The sequence below is a fragment of the Streptomyces sp. NPDC048248 genome (assembly GCF_043201875.1).
Lineage (GTDB): Bacteria > Actinomycetota > Actinomycetes > Streptomycetales > Streptomycetaceae > Streptomyces.
Genome location: NZ_JBICZL010000027.1, coordinates 47407 through 69328 on the forward strand (window position 1 = coordinate 47407; position 21922 = coordinate 69328).

At 65.7% G+C, this 21922-nt stretch carries 20 protein-coding genes and 4 pseudogenes; 10 read left to right on the forward strand and 14 right to left on the reverse strand.

The window, feature by feature from the left end:
* The first annotated feature begins 7 nt into the window (after nucleotides 1–7).
* On the forward strand, nucleotides 8–754 hold the full coding sequence (locus ACGFZW_RS35560) for a phosphotransferase family protein (protein ID WP_393897458.1): 747 nt from the start codon (nucleotides 8–10) through the stop codon (nucleotides 752–754).
* Between the two features lie 263 nt (nucleotides 755–1017).
* Here the strand turns inward: ACGFZW_RS35560 and ACGFZW_RS35565 are convergent.
* Nucleotides 1018–1276, reverse strand: a pseudogene (locus ACGFZW_RS35565) (SOS response-associated peptidase family protein); the annotation flags it as partial.
* A gap of 75 nt (nucleotides 1277–1351) precedes the next feature.
* Between ACGFZW_RS35565 and ACGFZW_RS35570 the strand changes: the two are divergent.
* Entirely contained in the window at nucleotides 1352–1486 is a 135-nt protein-coding gene (locus ACGFZW_RS35570) for a hypothetical protein (RefSeq protein ID WP_393897459.1), read from the forward strand.
* A 489-nt stretch (nucleotides 1487–1975) separates the two neighbouring features.
* Here the strand turns inward: ACGFZW_RS35570 and ACGFZW_RS35575 are convergent.
* The 4 genes and pseudogenes from ACGFZW_RS35575 to ACGFZW_RS35590 all read right to left on the reverse strand — a co-directional run.
* Nucleotides 1976–2232, reverse strand: a pseudogene (locus ACGFZW_RS35575) (DUF6009 family protein); the annotation flags it as partial.
* A gap of 479 nt (nucleotides 2233–2711) precedes the next feature.
* A complete protein-coding gene (locus ACGFZW_RS35580) occupies nucleotides 2712–3116 on the reverse strand; it encodes a DUF6009 family protein (RefSeq protein ID WP_393897460.1) in 405 nt (134 codons plus the stop codon).
* Complete coding sequence (locus tag ACGFZW_RS35585) at nucleotides 3113–4636, reverse strand: phage/plasmid primase, P4 family (protein ID WP_393897461.1); 1524 nt, start codon at nucleotides 4634–4636, stop codon at nucleotides 3113–3115. The genes ACGFZW_RS35580 and ACGFZW_RS35585 overlap by 4 nt, the downstream gene beginning before the upstream one ends.
* Nucleotides 4633–5529, reverse strand: a complete 897-nt coding sequence (locus ACGFZW_RS35590; protein WP_393897462.1) for a bifunctional DNA primase/polymerase — start codon at nucleotides 5527–5529, stop codon at nucleotides 4633–4635. Before ACGFZW_RS35590 ends, ACGFZW_RS35585 begins: the two co-directional genes overlap by 4 nt.
* Nucleotides 5530–6219: 690 nt before the next feature.
* Between ACGFZW_RS35590 and ACGFZW_RS35595 the strand changes: the two are divergent.
* From ACGFZW_RS35595 to ACGFZW_RS35605, 3 genes and pseudogenes are all read left to right on the forward strand, one after another.
* A pseudogene (locus ACGFZW_RS35595) lies at nucleotides 6220–6441 on the forward strand (erythromycin esterase family protein); the annotation flags it as partial.
* A gap of 235 nt (nucleotides 6442–6676) precedes the next feature.
* Nucleotides 6677–6919, forward strand: coding sequence for an erythromycin esterase family protein (locus tag ACGFZW_RS35600; protein ID WP_393897478.1), 243 nt, complete (start codon nucleotides 6677–6679; stop codon nucleotides 6917–6919).
* Nucleotides 6844–7113, forward strand: coding sequence for an erythromycin esterase family protein (locus tag ACGFZW_RS35605; protein WP_393897479.1), 270 nt, complete (start codon nucleotides 6844–6846; stop codon nucleotides 7111–7113). The genes ACGFZW_RS35600 and ACGFZW_RS35605 overlap by 76 nt, the downstream gene beginning before the upstream one ends.
* Here the strand turns inward: ACGFZW_RS35605 and ACGFZW_RS35610 are convergent.
* A complete protein-coding gene (locus ACGFZW_RS35610) occupies nucleotides 7079–7591 on the reverse strand; it encodes a hypothetical protein (protein WP_393897463.1) in 513 nt (170 codons plus the stop codon). The genes ACGFZW_RS35605 and ACGFZW_RS35610 overlap by 35 nt on opposite strands.
* 524 nt (nucleotides 7592–8115) lie before the next feature.
* Between ACGFZW_RS35610 and ACGFZW_RS35615 the strand changes: the two genes are divergently transcribed.
* The 3 genes from ACGFZW_RS35615 (at nucleotide 8116) to ACGFZW_RS35625 (ending at nucleotide 11825) form a co-directional block, all read left to right on the forward strand.
* Complete coding sequence (locus tag ACGFZW_RS35615; protein WP_393897464.1) at nucleotides 8116–8856, forward strand: hypothetical protein; 741 nt, start codon at nucleotides 8116–8118, stop codon at nucleotides 8854–8856.
* 310 nt (nucleotides 8857–9166) lie between these two features.
* On the forward strand, nucleotides 9167–9385 hold the full coding sequence (locus tag ACGFZW_RS35620) for a hypothetical protein (RefSeq protein WP_393897465.1): 219 nt from the start codon (nucleotides 9167–9169) through the stop codon (nucleotides 9383–9385).
* Nucleotides 9386–9803: 418 nt separating this feature from the next.
* Entirely contained in the window at nucleotides 9804–11825 is a 2022-nt protein-coding gene (locus tag ACGFZW_RS35625; RefSeq protein WP_393897466.1) for a BTAD domain-containing putative transcriptional regulator, read from the forward strand.
* Nucleotides 11826–12022: 197 nt separating this feature from the next.
* Here ACGFZW_RS35625 and ACGFZW_RS35630 read toward each other — a convergent pair whose 3' ends face one another.
* From ACGFZW_RS35630 to ACGFZW_RS35650, 5 genes are all read right to left on the reverse strand, one after another.
* Entirely contained in the window at nucleotides 12023–12493 is a 471-nt protein-coding gene (locus ACGFZW_RS35630; RefSeq protein WP_393897467.1) for a S26 family signal peptidase, read from the reverse strand.
* Nucleotides 12475–14139 (reverse strand): ABC transporter ATP-binding protein, encoded by a 1665-nt coding sequence (locus ACGFZW_RS35635; RefSeq protein ID WP_393897468.1) that lies wholly within the window; start codon nucleotides 14137–14139, stop codon nucleotides 12475–12477. Before ACGFZW_RS35635 ends, ACGFZW_RS35630 begins: the two co-directional genes overlap by 19 nt.
* 248 nt (nucleotides 14140–14387) lie before the next feature.
* Nucleotides 14388–14954, reverse strand: a complete 567-nt coding sequence (locus ACGFZW_RS35640) for a peroxiredoxin family protein (protein WP_393897469.1) — start codon at nucleotides 14952–14954, stop codon at nucleotides 14388–14390.
* Nucleotides 14902–15525, reverse strand: a complete 624-nt coding sequence (locus tag ACGFZW_RS35645) for a MauE/DoxX family redox-associated membrane protein (protein ID WP_393897470.1) — start codon at nucleotides 15523–15525, stop codon at nucleotides 14902–14904. The genes ACGFZW_RS35640 and ACGFZW_RS35645 overlap by 53 nt, the downstream gene beginning before the upstream one ends.
* Before the next feature lie 393 nt (nucleotides 15526–15918).
* Nucleotides 15919–16479: a TlpA family protein disulfide reductase gene (locus ACGFZW_RS35650; protein WP_393897471.1), complete on the reverse strand. Its 561-nt coding sequence runs from the start codon at nucleotides 16477–16479 to the stop codon at nucleotides 15919–15921.
* Nucleotides 16480–16781: 302 nt separating this feature from the next.
* Between ACGFZW_RS35650 and ACGFZW_RS35655 the strand changes: the two genes are divergently transcribed.
* On the forward strand, nucleotides 16782–17099 hold the full coding sequence (locus tag ACGFZW_RS35655; protein ID WP_393897472.1) for a hypothetical protein: 318 nt from the start codon (nucleotides 16782–16784) through the stop codon (nucleotides 17097–17099).
* Between the two features lie 681 nt (nucleotides 17100–17780).
* Here ACGFZW_RS35655 and tpg read toward each other — a convergent pair.
* A complete protein-coding gene (gene tpg / locus ACGFZW_RS35660; protein ID WP_393897473.1) occupies nucleotides 17781–18338 on the reverse strand; it encodes a telomere-protecting terminal protein Tpg in 558 nt (185 codons plus the stop codon).
* An 8-nt stretch (nucleotides 18339–18346) separates the two neighbouring features.
* Nucleotides 18347–20590: a telomere-associated protein Tap gene (tap, locus tag ACGFZW_RS35665; protein ID WP_393897474.1), complete on the reverse strand. Its 2244-nt coding sequence runs from the start codon at nucleotides 20588–20590 to the stop codon at nucleotides 18347–18349.
* Nucleotides 20591–20874: 284 nt separating this feature from the next.
* Between tap and ACGFZW_RS35670 the strand changes: the two genes are divergently transcribed.
* On the forward strand, nucleotides 20875–21360 hold the full coding sequence (locus ACGFZW_RS35670) for a hypothetical protein (RefSeq protein WP_393897475.1): 486 nt from the start codon (nucleotides 20875–20877) through the stop codon (nucleotides 21358–21360).
* A 76-nt stretch (nucleotides 21361–21436) separates the two neighbouring features.
* Here ACGFZW_RS35670 and ACGFZW_RS35675 read toward each other — a convergent pair.
* Nucleotides 21437–21784, reverse strand: a pseudogene (locus ACGFZW_RS35675) (12-oxophytodienoate reductase); the annotation flags it as partial.
* Between the last annotated feature and the right edge of the window lie 138 nt (nucleotides 21785–21922).

The following is a 21922-nucleotide window of genomic DNA, read 5'->3' on the forward strand; positions in this document are numbered from 1 at the left end:
GGTCGCCATGGATGAGGTCAAGGTCGTTGTCGCCCATTCCGAGCGCGCGACCCTGCGCGTTGGCGACGTGTTCTTGAAGGTGGACGCCGATCAGGCGCGCATCGACGTCGAGGTCGAGGCAATGTCCCTTGCGCCGGTCCCAACCCCGGAGGTCCTGTGGCGCAAGCCGCCCGTGCTCGCGATCGCCGCCGTCCCGGGAACGACGCTCGGCCGCCTCGACGAGCCGTCGACCGCGTCCCCAGCGGCATGGGCCGCTGCGGGCTCCGCCATCCGCAAGCTGCACGACGCGCCGTTGCCGCCCCGGCCCGGTCGGGCCGGCCGGGACCTCGACGAGCTGGCGGCGGAACTCGACGACGAGTGCGAACTACTCGTGGCGGACGGCGTCCTGCCCGCCGACCTGGTCACCCGCAACCGCCGGATCGCCGAGGCCGCGCTCCGCCCGTGGACTCCAGTATTCACACACGGCGACCTGCAGATCGCTCATGTGTTCGTCGACGGCGACGAGATCACGGGCATCATCGACTGGTCCGAGGCGGGCCAGGGCGATGCCCTGTACGACCTCGCCACCCTCACGCTCGGACACGAGGAGCACCTCGGCGACGTCACCGCCGGCTACGGCTCCGACGTCGACCTCGACGTGATCCGCGCGTGGTGGTCGTTGCGAAGCCTGCTGGGGGTTCGCTGGCTGGTCGAGCACGGCTTCGACCCGCACGCGCCGGGCTGTGAGGTCGACGTGCTGAGATCCCGGATGTGAGGAGCGCGGGCCCGACTGCTACGAATGCTTTCACCTGCGCAGTGCTTGTCGCCGGCGAAGCGGCGGGAGGCTACTGGGACCGTAGCGGTGGCGGCGCCAGGTCAGTGCGTACCGCTATCTGCGGTGCGGGGGACTCAATGCCGGTGACCATCCGATGCTCGCGGCCAGCGTCACCAAGCCCGGAATACCGTCGGCGCCGTACTGCCCCTGATTTATCCAACTCCCGGCCCTCAGCAGCCCCACGTCTCGACGCAAAGCCCGTGTCAGGCGGCTGGTGCGTCGTCGAGGAGGTGAGGGCCGTTCTTGCCTACGTTGTTGACTGCGGTGGAGACGGTGCGGGCGTCCAGGCTGCCGTCGGCGGGCGTGGTCAGCAGTGCGCGCAGAGCGTCGAGGTCGTCGTGTGTGGGGCCGAGCCAGGCTTCGTAGTGGTCCGGAGTGAGGGCCAGCGGCATTCGCGGGGATCGGGCCGGCCGCGTCGGTGGCCTCAGTAGTGATGATGGTGCACGTTGCCCACCACGCCGCCGTCACTGCACGCAGCAACCGGCAAAAGAGCGGCCAGGGCCCGGCCACCTGGATGCCACCTGGCGCCGACGCCCAGTGCGCGCCTACCTGTCGGACTGGGTCTCCACCAAGCTCCGCTGGTCCCTGACCATCAACCGGCTCGAACGCGACACCCTGCGCCGCCTCGCAGCCAGCTGCGAGGACACCGACGTGGAGTTCGACCGGGTGTAACCAACATAGCGGCCGCAGAGGTCCTGTCGGGGCGTCTGCTGGCCTCGGGTGTTCGCCGGGGCCAAGCAGCACGGGTCGGGGGGACGCACCGTTCAACGGGCACGGCAGCAATTGGCAACGACCCAAAAGCCGAAGAAGCAGCATCTACCGGATCAATGCAATGCTCGCGGGAGACGAGTCCCTGTCCGAGGCTCAACGGGCCATCGATGACCTACTTTGGGCCCTTAGTCCCGCCTGCGGCGTCACGGGCCGATGAACCATCCGGCTATGGGGATAGCCAGGGACTGAAGCGCGGAATCTGCCAGCCTGGCCGCGCGGAACCTAGCCCTGCACGCACCTACGGCCGGCGCAGACTCAAGGCTTTCAGGGGGTTGTGGCCGCGGCGGAACCCTGCTGGGAGCGGTGCGTCTTCTTTCCGACCTTCTAGGGCTTGGGCGCGATGGTCCGCGGGTCGATGTTTTCGCCCGGGGCTCCTTGGCGGTAGACGCCTTCGGGGTCCGTGTCACGGTCGTGGGGCAGGAGGAAGAAAGCTCGGCGGCGGTAGAGGCCGCTGTCCGGATCGGCGTCGGCGCTCTCTTCGAGTTCCGTGTAGCCGATCGTGCGCCCGCCCCGGGCGTAGCGGGGTTTGTTGCGGCGGCGGGGGGCTTTTCGAGGGCCTGGCGGACGTAGTCGAGGTGAGTGGGGTCTTCCAGCCACACGCTGCGGGCTTCGTCGTCGACGTCGCTCTCCGTCATTAGCGAGCTCATGGCCGCGCTGCCCCCTCGTGTGGTGACTCGGCGTCGGTACGACCGCAGCGCAGGGGCCGAAGGCGGCACGGTGACCGAGTAGTGCCGTCTGCGATCTTCGTCGTGACCACGACCGGTGGCAGCTGACGGCAACTGCCACCGGTCTTCGGTCTCTTGTCCCGGCCGCACATGGCCGATTCAGGGCCGAGCTTCACCGCCTAGTCCTGGCCGAAGTCGGCTCCCGAGGCGGCTGGTCACGGTGCGCGACCGACTCGGTGAACATGCGCGCGCTCGAGGGCGAATCTGACAGGCCCGAACTGCTGGACAGAGGTCAAGAAGGGTTCGAGGGTCCACTTGATCAGAGGCAAGAGGCACTCCAGCCGCCGGCACTCGCCAGTCGCTGCTGGCTCTCCATACGAAACGCCTGTTCAGGAGACTTCTTAGCGCTTGGAGCGACTCAAGCGACGCAACTTGGCAATGGCATCGAGCTGAGCCGATGCTCATGCCTTCGGAAGGGTTATTCCCATCTCGCGCATGGCGTCGGATGCCGGTCCGCCTTCGGAGCGTTCAGTTTTGTATCCCTTGGCGCCTGGGGCGATGGTGCGGGGGTCGACTGCTTCGGAGGGTGCTCCGGTGGCGTAGATGCCGTCGGGTTGGGAGTCGCGGTCGTGTGGGGCGAGCCAGAAGACGCGGCGCAGGTGGGTTCCGGAGGCTCGGGAAGCCTTGGCGTTGGCTCCGAGGACGGCGTAGCCGACAAGGCGGCCGTCGCGGTGGAAAGCAGGTTTGCGATTGCGGCCAGTGACGCGGTCGCGGTGTTGGCGTACGTAGTCGAGATCGTTGATCTCCTCGAGCCACACGAGTTCGATTTCGTGGGTGAGGTCCGCGGGGTCGATCAGGGCGCTCACGCACTCTCCTCGGTGATGTCGGTGAGCAGGCCGAGGCCTGGGTAGTACTTCTTGGAGTTGGAGGTGGCCATTTCCTTGGGGGAGCGCAGTCCGAGTACTTCGCGGACGCGGCCGGCGAAGGCGCGGGAAGAGACCGGTGTAGCTCCTTCGCTCTCACACCAGCGGGTGTAGGCGAGGTAGAGGTGCTTCTGTTCGGCGCGCAGGCCTGCATCGAGCTTGCAGCATTCGCCCAGGAACCGCCCCAGGTGGTCCTCGGTCTCTGCATACGCGGTGGTGGCCACGCGTACCCGCTCGGGTCCCGTGAGGTCCTTTTCGCCTCCAAGGTAGCGGCTGGCGCCGGTGACGAGCCAGGCCAGGATGCCAGGGCCTTCCTCGGTGACGAGGATGTCGGCGAGGTTGTCGACCTTGCGGGCGTCGGGGACGACGCGTTCGAAGGGGACCAGACGCATCCGACGCCAGAACGCGAAACCCCCGGTGCCAACTTCGGGGCGGTGGTTGCCGAGCAGAAAAAGTTTGTGAGTGGGCACGAAGCTGAAGAAGTCCTGACGCATCCGGCGGGCTTTGATCATGTCGCCGCCTGTCAGGAGTTTGACACGGGCTTCGTCAAAGCGGTCGCCGGCCTTGAGCTCAGAGCAGACGATGACACGGCGGCCGTGGAGTTCGGTGAGGTCAGTGGGGTGGCCTTCGAAAGGTTTGGCCATCAGAAAGCCGGGCGGTGCGGCATCGGCATAGTCGCCGAGCAGTTTGACCAGGACGTCGAGAAGGACGCTCTTGCCGTTCTTGCCTAAGCCGTAGAGGAAGGCGAGAATCTGGGCGCCGACGTCGCCGGTGATGGAGTAGCCCAGCAACAGGTGCAGGAAGTCGATCATCTGGCGACCTTCGACGTCCGAGCCGAAGGTGTCTGTTAGGAAGCGATCCCAGCGTGGTGTTGCCATTTGCCGCGGGCTGACGGAGCTAGAGCGGGAGTGGAAGTCCCTGCGGGGGTCGGGGGCATGGACTCGACCGGTGCGAAGGTCGACGATGCCGCCGGGTGTGCACAGGACATAAGGGTCGGCGTCGAGCAGGGAGGCGTCCAGAAGCATGCCACTGGCTGACTTCGCCTGCATGAGCACGGATTTGATGCCGGAAGTGGACAACGCGCGCCGGCGTTCTCGACGCAGTTCGGCATCGGTGTGGAAGCCGGTGGGGTCGGTGGAGGCGAGAGACTCAGCCATGTCGCCGGCTGCCCAGATGACGGTGTCGTGTTCGTCGGGCTCCCAGCGGAAGCCGGTCCACTTGTACCAGCCGAGGCCATTGACGTGCCGGAAGTCGCCTGCATACAGATGGGCGAAGCATTTGGCGAGGCCACGGTCGGTGAGCGAGTCAGGCAGCAGGCCGGTCTCCGCTGTGCGGAACGGTGAAGGCGGCTGCTGATAGGGCGTGCCTTGGATGGGGAGGCCGTGGGATTTCTCGGTGGGCAGTGGTGAGCGGTTGTATGCCAGGATTTGCCGTGCGACCTCTGCAGGATCGAATTCGTTCACGCGCGGCCTCCCGGATAGAGGGGGCGTCGGGCACCCGTGGCGATGCCATTCATGTCCTTTGCAGCGTCCTGGGAAAGGCGGCCAGCATCTGTCAGGCAGCCAGCGGGAAGGGCGGCCCGGTGGAGTTCGTCGCAAAACCCTGCCCCCTCGGGGGTGGGTGTGCAGCCTACGATGGCGGCGACCAGAGTCTCCAAGGTGCTCTTCGTGGCCTCACGGCCTCCGTCGACTGATGTAGGGGCTTGGCGTGCCGAGGGAAGGGTGGTCAGGCCGAAGGGCTGGAGACCGGTGCGTACCAGCCTTCGGGAGAGCCACGTGGGCAGGGGTGTGAGTTTCCTGCAGGGGCCGATAGGGATGTAGGTGTCGTCGGCGGTCATCGTCCCCAGGGCGATGTATCCGCCGTCAGCGCGGGTGCCGATCTGCCTGGCTTGGGCTCGGGCGGTGTGATGGTCGCTATCCACGCCGTGGCGGTCCACGTCGTCGTGGACAGGAATGCTTCGCAGGAGCCGTTGGTGGGACGGTGGTGCGGTGGCATGAGTTTCGATATCAGCGACGACGAGCCCAGCTGGGCCGCAGGCGACGTGGAGGCCAAAGTCGCAGTTTTGCTTCCACCATGCGCGTAGCCGTTCTGTGGTGCAGCGAAAGCCGCGGCACCACGTCTCCTGTCGAGGGCAGAATAAGTTGTGGCAGGTGTGGCCGGTCGCTTCACCTACGCGGCAGTGGCGGCCCGACGTTTCGCGCCCGGGAGTGAGCGGCTGCACCGACCATCGAGCCGTCGCCCACCGCTGTGCGACGGTCAACGTGTCGGGGCGGGAACGCGTTGTAGAAATGGTGGCCTTCTGCGATGTGGAGGGGCGGGCAGCAGGCTTGAGTCGCTGCCCAGAAGCCCAGGTCAACGAGCCCCTCGTGCATCAAACAGTGACTAAAGCGACGCAAGTTCTTATGTTGGTCGGCCGACGGCCGACCAACATTCAACGCAGCGGTGATCAACGTTTACTAAACGGGTACTCATCTCAATCCGCGGCGGCCGACTTTGCCTGCCCCACCCCCAGGGCTCGGCCGGCGCAGCGGGCAGCATCGCCCCCCGGGGGGCCCCTGCCAGCGCGGTCCTGGCCCCGAGAAGCAGCTCACTCAGGGCAGCCAGCTACTCCGTGCTCGATGCCTTTCCTTCGTCCGGCCACCCGTCACCGCCCGCCATGCGGAGACCCTAGTGGCCGTCTCCGCGGTGGTATCCGTCTCGTCCAACCTCGCCAGAGCCGAGACCTCGACCGGCCCGTCGGCAGCACCGTGAGAAGACCCACGAACGGGTGCGATGGCCAAGGCGTACCGACGCGCCGCCCGGCCGCACGCAGGGAGGAGAGGCACCGCGGTGCCCGACGACATCGTCCGCTGGCTGACCGAGCACGCCCACCCCCTGGGCACGCTGACACGCGCCCACGCAGGGCCTCGAGCCGCTGGGCGAGGCCCTGCACGGGACGCGGATCGTCGGCCTGGGCGAATCCACCCACGGCACCGGCGAGTTCTTCCGGCTCAAGCACCGCATCGTGGAGTTCCTGGTGCGCGAGCATGGATTCACCACCCTCGCCATGGAGGCCAGCCAGTCCGAAGGCCGTGCGCTCGACGCCTACGTACGGCACGGCACCGGCGACCCCGAACGGCTCCTCGCCCGGCTGGGCTTCTGGACCTGGCGCACCCGGGAGATGGTCGACCTCGTCGAGTGGCTGCGCGCCCACAACCGCGACCTGCTCAAGGAGCGCCGGGTCCGCTTCGTCGGCACGGACCCGCAGCGCTGCGCCGACTCCGTCGGGGCCGTCGCCGCCTTCCTGCGCCGGATGGTGCCCGAACGTGCCGGGGAGGCCCACGCCCTCGAGGTGCTCGCCCAGGCACGCCCGGCCTCACTGCCCGACCCGGACCAGGTGCTGATGCGCCACGTCGAGGAAATCGGGCCGCCTCGTCGCGGACCACCGTGTGCTGTCGGGGCCCGGCGACGGCGCGGACGAGGCCCTGGAGCACGCGCAGATCTTCATCCGCGCCGCCGACCTCGTGACCCGGCCCTGCGACCCCTCCGCCGGCGAGGACAGCGTGTTCGCTCAGCGCGATCGCTACATGGCCGAGGCCGTTACACGCCTCGTGGACGACGCCCCGGGGGCGCGCGTCATGGTCTGGGCGCACAACGGCCACATCACCGCATCAGCACCGGCATCCGCTCCCTGGAGGCGCGACTTGCGGACGTCGTACGCGGCGACTACTACGCCGACCTGCGGACCGGAACCGCGCGCTGGCTGAACAGCCCGCAGGCACAACGCAGTTTCGGCGCGAACTCTCCCCGGTTTGTCTACCGCTTCCACACGGCCCCGCTCGTTCCGGCCCAGGACTACGACGGTCTCGCGTTCGTCGCGCGTTCGACCTGCTCCCATCCGCTGCCCCGGACAGAATTTCCTCGCCTCAAGGCCACAGTTCGAGCGCGACGTTCAGGGTGAGCTTCCACATCGGCTCTGCCTCGGTCCCGAAGGCGGCGGCCAGCGCGTATCCCACGGACGCGTCGTACGGTTCCGGAGTTCGGCTGGAGTCGCTCTCCGTCTCCCACTGCGCGGTCACGCTCCCGCCGCCGGACGACGTCAAGACACCGAGCAACGGACCATCGCACAGCAGCCTGGCGGAACCGAGGGAATCCGGCACCAGCAAGTACCCGCGCCTCCACGCGGAGACGACCTCCACCCGATACGACCGCCGGGTCAAAAACCCCTTGGCGGGCCGCAGCGCCTCCTCGGCGCCTTCGACGGCCAAGGTGAGCCGCTCGGGGTCGCGTGTACCGATCGGCACGTGGCTCTCCGCAGTCGTTCCGGGAGCACGGCAGACCTCGACCGTCGGCAGTCCGTCACCGCTCACGGTCAACGTCCCGGCCTCGTGATCGAGTGCGATAACGACCGCGCCGAAACGCGAATCGTCGGCAGGCACGTAACGAGCGGTTCCATCGGACGCCTTCCCTCCTGATCACCTGGACGATCGCCCTCCGACCAGCTCCACCAGGGGTCCAGAGCTGATCCCCTTTTCGGCCAAAGACGCAGGACCGCCCCTGTCGCCTCACCGCCTCCGTGACGCTCACCCCGGTTGGCCATCAGTCGATCAACGCCTCTGATCAATCCAGCAATGGAGATCAATCGGGCACTTTCCGCCGTGGGATGTGTGTGGGACCGCGCCATTGCGGCCGCCTTCATCGCAGTCGGGTACCTCGGTCTGCAGCTCGTACCACCACGCACGCACCCACACGATCGCGACGCCGGTACACGACAGCGGCCTGCAGACGCTGCCCGTCGCGCAGGGTGACCTCCGCCCGCGGCCGAGCATCGGTCGCGTGATCGCGGGGCCAGTCCATCGCTCGGCGGCAATGTCTTCCGACTCGGAGCCTCGCAGCCGGAGGACAACGATCACGCCACCCGCAAAGCCGCACGACGTCGCATGGCTCGGTCGCCGATAGGGTCATGTTCATTGTCGATAACGGGGGTTGGCTGGTGCCGGGTAAGCAGCGTCGAATCAGCGGGACGGTAGCAGTGGCTGCCTGCGGGATCCTGGCCTTAGCAGTCGGCTGCAGCAGCACACCCGCCACGGCTAAGCACGACGCCACATCGACTGCATCCCGGGCTCCAGCAGCCGGATCCCCCGAGCTCAAGCCCATCCGGGTCCAGCAGTTACGTCACCACCTGTTGACTACTGACGACTTGGGGCCGGGGTACACGCAGACCGAGACCCCTGACGACGAGAAGGCTGCCGACCCTCACCGGTACGACGACATGGGTGTAAGCGGCTGCCCCGCGCTGGAGGAGCTAGGCAAACACAGCGACGAGGTGCGGTTCGCAGCGAAGACCTCCGCCGGCTTCACGTTCGGCGCGGACTCGACATTGGGCGAGGAACTGCACAGCGATACGCCATCCAAGCTGGCCACAGGGCTGCGCATGCTCATGCATGCTCAGACGTCATGCCCCACCTACACCATGACCTCCGGCAGCACCCCGATCACCGTCACCGTGCGCAAAGACAAGACCCCCGGCCTCGGACCAGACGCCTACGCCTTCACCACCACGCTCAGCGGCCCAGGAGGGTGGTCGAACGTACTGAAGACGGCCGCCGCCCGCCGCGGCAACATGCTGGTAATGCTCGTGGGCGCACCCGCCCTAGTCGACCGACACATCCAAGCTGCCATCGACAAGCTCCAGGCCAACTGAGCGAGGGCAGCGCGAGCTCCCTGAGCAAGTCGGCGTCGAACCGCTGCCCGCGCCGAAGGATGCGGCGGGTGAAAGGTGGGCAGCGGGTACTGTCCCCGCTGCCCACTAAGGGACCACAACTCGGCTGCTGCGAACGTCGCACAACGGCACGAGTTCTCGAACTCACAAGGCCAGCTCGATTCCACGGGGACAGGACAGTGTTTCCTTTTGGGGTTCGATGGCAGTGGAACACGAGCAAGATGCGGCGCAATACTGAGGTCAGGGTGCGGCTAACGGCCCCGCCCGGCAGACGAGGACGGAGAGGGCACCTGTGACTGACGTCTGGCACGGCAAGCAGCTCCAGGACGCCGAAGTGGCCTGGGAGACGATTCACTATCGCGTCCACGATGCCGAGACGGGTGCCCTGCTTGGTTTTGGCTCTGCCGGTGGTGATGGCGCCTTGATGGCAACCGTGCGGCACTTCTTGGACGTTCAGGCCCAGCACCCCGACCGTCAACTGATGATACGACGATACGATCAGCCCGCCTAGCAGGGCTGGCCGCACCTTGGTGCGGCATCCCGCGCATAACCACCAAAAGTTGGCCAGACATGTCGCCACGAGCTCCGAACCATGTTTCGCCTCACGGCTCAAAAAGGATTCACCCGGCGTGTCTCAACAGGGGAAGCTACACCGCATTCGCTAGCGTGCACTAACGAAGGTCTGCCTGCTACTCACGTTTCACAATCCGGGTAGCAGGAGGTCTTAGCCTGGGGGAGGCGCGCACATGCGGTTTGGCTTACTCGGCCCGTTAACCGTTCACATCGACACGGTTGCTCGTCCAATTGGCAGCGCCAAGGTTCGGACATTACTAACAATGCTCCTCTTGACGCCCAACCGTACCGTCCCGCTACGCACCTTGGAGGCAGCCCTTTGGTGCGGGCATCCACCCGCCACCGCGAGCTCCTCAATGCACAACCACGTGTCGCGACTGCGACGCATCCTCGGCGAGGGGGGCCGGCCCCGGTTAGAGACTGCGCCGGGCGGCTACGTGCTCACCGTCGAAAAGGGGGAGCTAGACAGTGAAGTTTTCACAGAGCGGCTGGCTGTCGCCCGCGCTGGCCGAAAGCGGCAGGACTGGGTGACAGTCGCGAGGGAGACGGCTGCAGCGCTGGGTCTATGGCGCGGCGAGCCGCTAGCCGACTTGCCGGACCTCAGCTTTTCGGTGGCTGGGATACGGCCACATATCCAGCACCTTCGAGAAACCCACCTGCAGGCGCTGGAATGGCGGTTCGACGCAGAGCTCCGCCTGAACCAGCACGGTGGTTTGACCCCCGAACTCGCCCAGTTGACCGAGGAGCACCCGCTGCGGGAAGAGTTCCATCGCCAGTTGATGTTAGCCATGCACAGGACCGGCCGACAGGCTGAGGCGCTGGCCGTTTTCCACCGCCTACGCAGGACACTGATCGACGAACTTGGCATCGAGCCAGGTGCCCCAGTCCAGGACGCGTATCAAGAGATCCTTAACGCTCACCAGTCACCAGGCCCCGACCAGGAAGCCCCCCAGCTCTCCGGTCGTCAGCACAGCGCTGCTGATGATTTGGACAAGTTCGCTACAACCCCGGTTGCGTCCGTTGCGCCGCCGTCGTTGGCTCGACAGCCACGTCCGACCCCCGCGCAACTACCTATCGGCACAGCCAATTTCACGGGACGACTGAAGGAACTGGAGCGGCTGAGCGCCACGCTGCGGCCGGGTACCGACATATCGGTCCCGCGTGTAGTGGTTGTGTCAGGTATGGCCGGCGTGGGCAAGACCGCAATGGCCATACACGTCGCACGCTCATTGCGTAGCGATTTTCCCGATGGCCAGCTCTATGGAGATTTGCGCGGTTCTGGTGCAGGTGATGAGCGATCCGTCCATGCTCTACTCGGCCGCTTTCTCGCAGACTTAGGCGTCCACGAAGGGTCGCTTCCCGACCACATCGACGACCGGGCGGCGTTGTTCCGCTCGGCTCTGGATGGTCAGCGAGTGCTGCTGTTGCTGGACAACGCACGGGACGGCGCGCAGATCGCGCCGCTGCTACCAGGAAACAGTGGCTGTGCAGTTGCACTTACTAGCCGTCATACGCTCGCGGATCTGCCGGGCGTAGAACGGTTACTCCTGCAACCTTTAAATAGGGAGGAGTCTCGACACCTGCTTGCGGCGCTTTGCGGATCTCAGCGCGTCGAGTCCGATCCTGAGGGGGCGACCGCGGTGCTTGCCGCTTGCGGAGGGTTGCCACTCGCCCTGCAGATCGCCGGTGCGTGGCTAGCCGCGCGCCCCACCTGGCCACTGACTGCGTTGGCGCAGCGCATGAGTTCTAGCAGTGGCCAGCGACTGCGGGCACTGGCAGCTGGCGGGCTGACCGTCCGCGATGCCTTCGCAAGCAGCTATGTGGCGATGCGGGATAGCCCTCGGCCACTGGAAGCTGATCAGGCGCGCACCTTCCGACGGCTTGGGCTCTGGTCTGCATTTGCGCTTACTGCTAGTTCGGCCGCCGCACTGTTGGGTCGCCCTGCAGGGGAGACTCAGGAGTTGTTAGAAGCGTTGGTGGATGTGCATTTATTGCAGACACCTCAGCCCGGAGTGTACACATTCCACGATCTGCTGGGTGAGTACTCACTCGAGCGCGTCATGGAGGAAGAACCCCGAGAAATCAGGACGGCCGCAAAGCTACGGCTGCTGGTCTGGTACAGCGCAGCCTCTGAAAAGGCGAAAGAAACCTTACTACCGGACTCCCGCCCCTTGCCACCATTGGCGGAAGCGATAGCGGCACCACTGCCAGTCTTCATCAATGCGGAGCAGGCACGACACTGGTGCGTACGGGAGCTGCCCGCGCTCAGAGAAGCAATTCGGCTTGCAGTCAGATACGCGAGGCCGGACTTGGTTAGACGACTGCGTGCGGGCTTGTCCCCCTACGCACAGCTCCACCCGAAAAGGCAGGCAGGGTAGCCGATCGAGCTTTCCCCCTGCAGCAGTTGTAAGAGTAAGGCCGGGCACCCACCTCCGTGGTAGCCCTCCCCAACCATCAATTTGCGCCTCGGGCTAATTATGGACTATCGCCGAGAGATCCAAAATAGCGTGCCGCCATGACGGAGCCCGCACCACTAGCGCGCAGCGGCGAGCAGAAAAACATCAGGGTTTTGCTCCTATCGACGCCCCGGCAGACGAAAGAGCATCACGCCATACATCCTGTCCTGCGGACAAAAGCCCCACATCCGAGAATCCTGCGAGTCGGAGTGATCGCCGCGCAAAACCAGCATGCGGGGCGGCACCACTCGCTGAGCTTCTGGCACCCAAGGCGGCACAGGCTCCCCAGCCACTGCGACAACCCGCTTGACGAAATATCCGTCTGATTCGCGCTGACCCAGAGGGCCACTCCACCCCGCATGACTGTCGGGCCGTTGAACGACAACGATACGCCCTGGTCGGCACCGCCGAACGTGCTTCAGGACGAGCAGTACATCATCGTGCAACAGAGTCGGATTCATGCTTCCGCCCCTTACGTTGACGGTAGACAGCAGTCGTCTTGCGCCCCCTAGTGCCACAATTCCAAGAGCTGCTGCGGCGGCGTATCTAGCCCCGTGCTTCCTCATTCGAATCATTGGACCGCCGCGCATTTCGAAGCCGCGTGGGGGTTCGGGTAGGGCGAATCGCGGTAACCCTCTGCTTGTGCCTGGAAGAGCTTTGCGTAGGCGCCGTCCGAAGAAATAGTAAGCGAGTCGTGATTGCCGCTCTCCACGATACGACCGTCCTGAATGACGACGATCTTGTCCGCTCTGCGCACGCTGCTGAGCCGGTGGGAGATCAATACGCTGGTGGCGCCGGCCCGCAATTCCTGCAGCCTCTCGTGGACCATCCGTTCGGCGACTGCGTCCAGACCGGAGCTGGGTTCGTCAAGGACCATCAGGTCACGGCCCTGGCGCATCAGGCCACGAGCCAGTGCCAGGCGTTGCCATTGCCCGCCCGATAGATGAACTCCGGTGGTCGGTTGGGAGTCCTCTCCTTCTTGATCTTGATCCTCGTCAGAGTCAAATACCCTGCTCAGCATTGTCTGGTAGCCGGCGGGGAGGCGCTCGAGGGTCTCGTCTATCCCTGCACGTTCCGCTGCTGTGCGAATGCGGTCCAAGTCGTCTAGGTCTGCAAGGTCGCCGATACCGATGTTCTCGGCCGCGGTGAGGTCGTAATGCATGTAGTCCTGAAATACGGCCCCAACGCGATTCCGGAGTTCCTGCACGGACACGTCTCGCACATCAACGCCGTCCCATAGGACGGCACCCCTCTGCGGGTCGTAGAACCGACAGAGCAGCTTGACTAGCGTGCTCTTGCCGGCGCCATTCAGCCCGACTATAGCCAGACTGGTTCCGTGTGGGATCGTCAAGTTCACGCCCCGTAGCACCCACTCTGATTCCTCACTGTAGCGAAACCACACGTCTCGTAGCTCCACGGCGTGAGCCAGCGGCGCCAACGGCTGGAGCTCCCGAGGGGCAGCTAAATCGTCTTGGATTCCCACCACTGTCAGATAGTGATGAAAGAGCAGAGCGGACTGATGCCCATGCGCGATGCCCTCTACCAAGGATCCCAGACCTCCTTGGAGGCCAGCTAGGGCGGCGATAAAGACAGAGACATCACCAAGGGTGATGCCCTTGGTTACTGCCGCATGCACGGCCCACAGCAGACCACCGGCCGAGAGAATGGCGCCGAGGACGGCGAGCGTGACCTGCACCCGTACGACACCGCGCTCCAGATCGTCCTCGGCGCGATTTGCCGCGCGCAGTTCAGTGAGCATGCGGTCTCGCAGAAAACCTCCCAGCCAAAACAGCCGAATTTCCTTCATTGCCTGGGGGTCCGTCAGCAGCATCTGGTAGAAGAATTTCCGTCGCATTCCTGGGCTGATGCGCCACAGCAACCCCGCGCGCTTGCGGCTCAGCGTCAGGTGAGCAGCCAGCGCGGGCGCGGCGGCCAGGAGCGCGATTGCCGCCATCATTGGGTTGATTGCCACGAGGGTACCCAAGAACCCGGCGGCCGCCAGCGTGCCCTGCAGCGTGGACAGTCCCAGTCCCACCAGTTGGTCTGGACTGTTCTCGGCAGTTTGCTGAGCCATCCGAAGCTGATCGTGGAAGCGGGGGTTCTCTAACCGTGAGAGACCGCTCAGCCTGTTGATCGCAGCAAACAGTCGGCTCTGGGCGGTCAAGCCGATTTCTCGACGGGTTCGTCCCTGGGCGTAGGTGGCGAGCGCTGAGGAGGCAGCTACGGCGATCCCCATGCTCCCGATGCCGGCAGCATGCCATATCAAGAGAGCGAATCGGGGCTCGGGGGTCGATAGTTCGTCAAGTACAGCCTTAGTCAACCAGGCAGCGGCAACTGGGGCGGTACCACTGACCAAAGCCATCACAGTTTGGAGCACTAAGAATCCAGGGCAAGCGCGCCAGCATAGTACATAAGCCTCTTTGAGGCCACGTAGAACGGAGGGCCTTGCTGCATCCTTGGCGTCGGTAATCAAGCCTTTTACATTCACAGCGTGGCTGGCTGCGCGATCTCGCCCAGCCCCTCCAATCCGTACCCGGAAGCGGTGACGACCCCGTCGTGGCCGTAGTGAACGAAACAAGGGTAGACTCGGGCATCAAAAAGGTTGCCAAAGGGAGCGTCCAAGAACTCCGGGATAACGAAATCCGCCGAGGCCGAGACGTGGGAGAGAAGTTCACTGTTGACTGCGTCAATGCCAACAACTGTGGCCATAATGCGCCCTCCCCTGGTCCGTACAGCCTCAGCGACTTCCGTGAAGGCTGGTACGCTGGCATCGCAGCTGGGGCAATCCAGCGAGAGAAAGGCAATTAAAGCCTCCTGCCCTGCCAAGTCTTGGTTGGTAACGGTCTCTCCGGTGGCGGTGGTACCGGTGAACACAGGCATCCGATCTCCGACGGCGATGCCCAGATCTGCTTCAAACGGTGCGCCATGATGTTGCGATACTGAAAAAGCTCTAATTCGCTGACGCCAACGACGGGAAACCGCCCAGGTCAGCGCGATATTAAGTGCCGCTATTACCGTCACCAGAATGACCCCCGAGGCGACGAACTCCATGCGTAGTCCTAACTTCATCCGCCACTCCTTCCCCGATCTGCGTACCCGATAGGACCGACGATCCGAAGATTTTGGCGATGTCATCTGTGAAGACGATCAATACGGTAAGCACAGAGGCCGCGGTCACTGCCAGGGCGATCCCCGCGAGATTCCACGTTGGGCTGCCGCCGATATGCAGATGCAGATACGCCCCAAGGCCCGCCGCGGTTAGTAGCACCGTATTGCGGAGGATGTGCCAGTTGCCCAGGGGCACATCGGTGGCGCCGAAGCAGGCGCAGCTCACCCTCTTCCCACGGGCTACTACGAGGACCGTGAACGCAGTCAGACCGCAACAGAACAGCACTGCACCAATGAGGCCGGCCAAGAGGCTGGACGGTAACGTCAGCAGGAGTGCGATGAGAAGTTCAGCAGCCGGGACCAGGACCGTGAGCGGTCGGCGCAGCCAGGTGGGCACGACCTCGAAACCATCGAGCGAAGCGGCGAAGCTGCTCAGGGCGCGCAGCTTGCTGATCGCCGCGAGTGCCATCACCGCCGTAACGCCGAGCCGGCAGGCGAGCAATACATACGGCACGGGAGTCCCCAGGTAGGTGTGATGATTCGTGTGGCCGCCCCTCACGGAGCGGCCACAGGACTAGATCAGCAGTGCCCGGCCTTCTTGAACTCCCAGGGGGAGCGAAGGATGACGCATCCCGGGGTTTGCCTCACCAGACGCGCGTAGCAATTTCCATCTATCGTCTTCCTCTCCCACCATTCGTCCCCGGTACCGCAGGGGGCAGCATCGGCCGTAGCCTTGGGCAGCAGCCCTTCGATGATGTGGGTAGTCCAGTGGCTCATTTTATCGAACATGAAATCTCCCTCAATGTTGTGTTGTGGCATGGGCGAAGCCTCTTCGTCGACCCTGCAAGCCAAACTGCAGGTAGATCGCCCCGAATTACGGGATTGAGCGGATGGCTGAAATGTGGGGTCAGTCAGGAGCCACCAATTCCTCCTGGAGAGCGAACACGCCAGCATTCACTGAGGTCACCGTACCGTCTGGGCCATACAGGACATAGCTCGGGTAATGCTTGGCCCCGAACCTTCTCGACAATGCGGCTCCGATATCCTCTGGGATTATGATATCGGCGACAGAATCCAGCATAATGGCTAGCTTGCTGTCCGCAGAGTCAATTCCATGGACGATCGCTATCGTGGTACCGCCACTGGCCCTTAGCTGTTCGGCGTGCCGGGCGAAGTAGGGCACAGCCTCGACACATGCATTGCACGTACGCGAGAAAAACCCGATCAGCGCTTCGCTTCCGAGGAGGCTCTTTTCTGTCACTTCTGCGCCATCCAGCGCTCGAGATGAGAAGCGCGGTAGTGGATCACCAACCTGAATACCGGATCGCCTCAAGTCGGTGGAACTATAGCCATGAGCTGCGACACCAGAGGTTTCAAGCTCACTCCACCGACGGAGAACAACCAGAAGGATCACCAAGTTAAGTGCGCTTATTGCTCCGACCAGGATAAGCCCCAGGACGAGTATCACGAGATATATCCCCTCCCCCGGCATTTCTGCTTCAGCAGCGTTAATTCTGCTGAGGCTGTCGGCAGCACGTCAGACCGGAAGCCGCTCGTGGAGGAGCCTGCCAAAGGGAGCCAACACGACACCAACGTCCGACTAACAGCCCGCCAACCTCCTTCCTTCGCCAGTCTTGCCAGGTCACACAGGCAAGGGCGGATTTCCCCGGTGGTACTTGCGAAGCGGCGGGTTGGCCAGCCGGTACCGTCCTGGGCGACGTTGCCCAGGCGCTGGCGCTGCCTGGCACTATCGGCAACGTCATTGGGCAGTTGACCGGCTCCCTGGTCGGTGCGTTGCGTGAGCGGCGGCAGACCGTGCGGGCGCTGGCCGGGTGCCGACGTCTGGCTGATCTGCTGGAGGCCGAACCCGACCTGGAGGCCCTCTCTTTCTACCCGCACCTGTTGGCCTGGGAGCTGGCCCAGCTGCCGGCCGACAAGAGGGTCGTACCGGTGGTGTTGCTGGATAACTTCGAGGACGTCGGCGACCCGCCGGCTTCCCCCACCAGTCCCGCCGCGCTACGGCTGACCGAGCGGCCCTTCGTACGCGAGAACCCGTGGGGCCTGTGGCCATTCCACTGCACGACCTGATCCGCTCCACCCTCCGCAACGCCGCGGACCACACCGACGACCGCTGGTCACCGGACTACTGGCTCGCTGGCGCGCGCCGCGCTCACACCGCGCTCGGTGGGGCGTGGGAAGCGGGCGGCGGCCTGGACCGTCGGTGCTGGTCGGCTGCTGGTCGGCTGCCTGCGCCAGGGGCTGGCTCTGGCACGCGACTTCCAATTGGAGCTGGGGTGGCTGGTCGACGCCGCCTGGGTCTATGTGCGGGACGCGATCTGGGAGCCTCTCGCCCCGCCGGCACGGAATGCAGACGAGCGCGGGCAGGCGCGTTGGGAGACGGCCGCAGACGGCCTGGCCGAGGTCCTCAGCGCCCTCGCCCGCCGCCAGCACGACCACCGCGCGCACATCGCCGACCGCCTCGCCCGCGTCATCGACGTCGACGTGCTGCCGGATGACTTGCGGGAGATGCCGATCTACTACCTGGCCAAGGACCAACGCGACCTGGGCGACAGCGCGGCATCCTGCGCGGTATGCAGCAGGTCGCAACGGCGGCATGGAGAGCATGGGCATGTAACGCTCAGACCGCCAGCGTTCCAGCCCGAAGCGGAGACCTGGCACAAACCCATGACTCGCCGAGCTGCGTATGCACCAGGCTCGGCGAGGGGGAGCACCAGCACGCTGATGCTCCCCCTCTCGCTCGTGGCGGCATCAGAAATCGAGCTCCATGTAGTCGATGTCGGTGAACTCGACCTGGAGGCCGTCGGCGCGGCGGCCGCGGTCCTTGAAGTAGATCTCCTGCAGACCCTCCGCGGCGATGTTCTGCAGCTGCTGCTCGCTGGCACCGGCAGCCTGGGCGTCGAAGAGACGGGCAGCGTAGGCGGGTGGCAGGTGCTGGGTGATCAGCCGGATCCGCCCGTCGTCGGTGGTGCCTGGCGCGGCGGTGAACCCAAACCTCGCCCGGGTCTCGATGACGATGCCGGTCTGGGTTGCTGCCTGCTTCTTCGCCTTCTCCCGCACGCGGGGTTGCCAGCGCTTGCGCACCTCACGCTCTATGCGCGCGGCGAGGTCCTTGCGGGGCCGCTTGATCTGGTCTTTGAGGTAGCGCTCGACGGTGCGCTGTGAGATGCCCAGCAGCTGCGCGACGGCTTTGGTGGAGGCCTTGTGCTGCTTGACCAGGAACCGCATCTGGGCGCCGGCGGATTTCGGGATCGGGCGGGTGGCGGTGATCTCTGCGGCCTTCTCCAGGCTGTCGCCGAGAATGCCCACGGGTGCTCCTACTCTCCGTCGAGTGCGGCGTCGGTGCCCTTGATGTGGCGGGCGGGGTTGTGGCCTTCGTCGAGCATTTGCACAGCCCACAGCAGCTCTTGGGTGCCCTCGTGCTTGACCATCCCCGGCGAGACGCCGAGGCGGAACGTGCCGGGAGCGGGCTTCCCTTCAGCAGTCCGCGGCAGGAAGTCGAGCGGGCTGGGGCCGTCGGAGAGGTAGACGGCGCAGTCCGACAGCAGCGCGATGGGGATCAGTGCATCCTCACCGAGCGTCAGGCGGCTGGCTCGGGGTGGTGTTTGCTGGAGGGCGAGCGCCGTCTTGAGGATTTTGCGGTGCATGTTGACGCGGGCGGCGGAGATGACGGCGGCGCGGATGTCGGGGCGCCAGGTCGGTCGCTCCAGCGCCGGCCAGCCCTCGCCGAACTTGTAGCGGGCGCCCTGCGGACGCTCGCGCAGTTTGCCGATGCCGCCCTTGACCGTCGACTTGATTGCCGACAGCACCGCGGCCAGGGCCGGGTCGGTGGCCTTGTGCTGCTCCATCGCCGCCAGGAAGTCCGCCTCCGGCATGTCGGAGGTGACGCCGAGGTCGGCCATCGTCGCCTTGTACGCCTCGGAGAGACGTTTGTACCAAGGGTCGAGGTACGGGCCGGACTCGGTGCGCAGCCACGCCTCCAGCGGCCGGATCTGCACCGGGAGGCGGTAGCTGTCGATGAGCTCCTGAGCGTAGGCGACGGTCGGCGTCGCATACCAGGCCGGGCCCTCGGGCCGAATGCCGTGGGGAGTGAAAGGGTTGGGCAGGCGGGGGTCGAGCTCGATGCCAGAGAGGTCCACCAGCCACGAGCCCGGTGTCTTCTTGTCGAAGGCCGGCGCCTTGACGTGGACCGGCGCACCGAGCCCGACGACCAGGCGGTTGGCAGCGGCGAGGAACGCGGTGTTCACGTCGATGCCGACCGCGAAGGCGCGCTCGCATTCGGCGTCGGTGAGTAGCTGCGGGTCACGGATCCACTCATACGCCTCCTCGTCCAGAACGTCGGCCGGGGTCCGCTGGTGGCTGCGGGGGTGGAGGGCGGCGACGACGGGGTGCTCGTCCGGGGCCTCGACCGGCGCCGGGTCGACCGCCTCGGTCAGCGAACCGGGCATCGGGCCTGACACCCAAGAGCTGGTGGACTCGTCCTTTACTGCGCGGGTCGGCGGGCGCAGGGCGGTCATCGCCTCCAGGCCGGAGACGGCGCTCGAACCGCGCGGGGTGATGACTCGGGAGGCGTAGGTGCCCAGCACGCGGGCGATGTCGGCCGGCTCCAACTGGTCGGTACTCCCCCACGAGCGGGTGTCGAGTGCGCCCCAGGGCAGGACGGCCAGCTGCACGCACTGGCGTTGGCCGCCCTGGGCCGGCCGGTAGACGCGGGCCCACGGTCCGAATCCGCGCCGGGTCAGCTGCCACTTCGCACGTGTCAGTTGCTTGACGACCTTGTGGTCCTCCGGCAACCGCAATCCGCGCCGGTCCTCCAGCACCTCCGGCAGGCCGAGCTGCTGGGCGGCAGCGGCGGTGAGCACGATCAGGGGGTCGGCGTCCTTGCCCGACGGATGCAGCCGCGGGGACCCCAACTGCGCTTCGGCCAGGGTCCAGTCGACCAGGGTGGGCACCGTCTTCGCGGGGCAGTCCAGGACCAGGCCGCCAACGCAGTACAGCGAGCCGTCGCCGTCCAGTACACCCAGCGGCCCGTTCACGAACCGCTCGTCCACGGCCGCTGGCGCCGCTGCGGGCTTCCGGGTGGCCTTCTTCGCAGCCGGTCGGCGTGACGTCTTTGGTCTGGCGGCTTGTGCCGAACGAGTGATCCGATCCTTGACTGGATCCGGGGCGGAACGCGTCGGGTGTTCGGCGGAAGTGGTGGTCTCGTTCTCCCGCTCAGCGCGCTGAGCGGGTGATGCGGCCTGCGCCTGCGAGGACGCGTCAGTGAACGCGGCGGGCGCCGCCGGAGGGGAGGTGGTCGCGTCGGGGGCTGGGAAGCGGGCGGCGAGGCCTTCCAGGAGTCGGGCGTAGGCAGCGCGCTTCGGGGGCCGCGGCTCCGTGCGGCCGGCCTCCCAGTTCCCCACCGCCTCACGGCGCGCACCGAGGGCCGTGGCGATTTGGGCCTGGCTCAGGCCCGCCGCCTCACGCAGTCGCTTCCGCTCGACAGGCGTGGGCAGGTCATCCTGCGCGACCTGCTCCAGCAGTGCATCGACTGCGCTGAACAGCTCGTTCTCCGTGGACACAGCGGCCACCTCCAACGGCCACCCTACCCAAATCGCGCTATCATTCGCACGTCAATCGCTCTCCAATCGCGCAAGTGGTTCCATTGCGGCGGTCGCGCGGGCGGGCGAAGCTGGCCGAGATCGCTGGCGTACGCCTCGCGACAGGGGCGTGATCGACGGCGGCCACAGCCCAGGTATGCGGTCGGGCAACGCTTGCCACAATTCGAATAAGGTCGGAACAAGGGGGAATCCATGAAGCCGTCATTCGAAGCGCCGTACGACCTGGGCCGGATCCGGACCTCGGCATGTGGCTGACGGAGTTGGCCGAGTACGCGGACCGGATCGTCCACCTCGGGCCGGACGACGGACGCAACCACGGGCAGCTGTGCTGGGACGTCTTGGCGCCCACCGGATTGCTCGCACCGCACTGCGGGCACTGCAAGCACGGACATGGCGGCCCACGAAACCCTCAAGAGATGGAGACCGCCCTGCGCTTGCGTATCCCCCCAAACGAGCTGACGCCCTGGATAGCTGCCACCCTCACCCGCGAGCTCGTCCACCCGAGCCCTGACGGCCCGATGCGCCTGGTGGCCGACGCCATCGCCAATGGACTGATCGCCTTGCTCGGCCCCGAGGCGGACTGGCGCGCCAACGGCTACGCCGCCTACAGGGAGGGCGCCAGCGGCACCAGCGCGGGGTGGGGGCCGGTCACCGAAGCCACTTTCGACGCGGCCGTGGTCGGCAAAGGCAATGGCCACGCCGTAGTCGTCGTCGCCACCGGCGAAGACTGAGGCGCTGTGCAGGCGGCTTGGCGAATCCGCTAGGGCTGCCGGAGGGGCTCCCAGAACGTGAGGGTCGCCGGCGGCTCAGGCCGACGGAGCCGACGGTGATGGTCGGCTGACCGGTGACCTTCTTCACCCAACCCGCCAGGTTGAGCGGAGACTTGTCGAATTCGGGCTGCCAGAAGCGCCGCGTCGAGCAGTGAAGACATCGACGCCCGCGTCAACGAGCGGGGCCAGGAAAGTCTCCAGTTCCTGGGGGCTGTCCGCGATCCGCGCCTTGTAGTGGGCGACCTTCCTCTGCGAGATGCGCAGGATGATGGGGAAGTTGGGGCCTACGGTCGGCAGGCGCGGGCTACCTCAACGCCGAAACGCGTCCGGCCGGGCCACCTCCATAGGCATCAGTGCAGTGGTTGGTGACACCCCAGAAGATTCGGGGCCGCGGCCAGACGCCTTGATCGCTGATATCGGCCCGCCCTCTGTCGAGCGATCTGAACCCCTTCCCGGAAACCCAGTTTCCCCACCAGGAAAGAGCATTCATGAACGCATGGGCCCCGGCACTGGAGCAGGTTCC

Coding starts and splice junctions, on each gene's coding strand:
- ACGFZW_RS35560 (WP_393897458.1), top strand. CDS start 8: ATGGATGAGGTCAAGGTCGTTGTCGCCCATTCCGAGCGCGCGACCCTG.
- ACGFZW_RS35615 (WP_393897464.1), top strand. CDS start 8,116: ATGTTCATTGTCGATAACGGGGGTTGGCTGGTGCCGGGTAAGCAGCGT.
- ACGFZW_RS35625 (WP_393897466.1), top strand. CDS start 9,804: ATGCACAACCACGTGTCGCGACTGCGACGCATCCTCGGCGAGGGGGGC.
- ACGFZW_RS35630 (WP_393897467.1), bottom strand. CDS start 12,493: ATGCGCGGCGGTCCAATGATTCGAATGAGGAAGCACGGGGCTAGATAC.
- ACGFZW_RS35635 (WP_393897468.1), bottom strand. CDS start 14,139: ATGGGGATCGCCGTAGCTGCCTCCTCAGCGCTCGCCACCTACGCCCAG.
- ACGFZW_RS35640 (WP_393897469.1), bottom strand. CDS start 14,954: ATGGAGTTCGTCGCCTCGGGGGTCATTCTGGTGACGGTAATAGCGGCA.
- ACGFZW_RS35670 (WP_393897475.1), top strand. CDS start 20,875: ATGTGGCTGACGGAGTTGGCCGAGTACGCGGACCGGATCGTCCACCTC.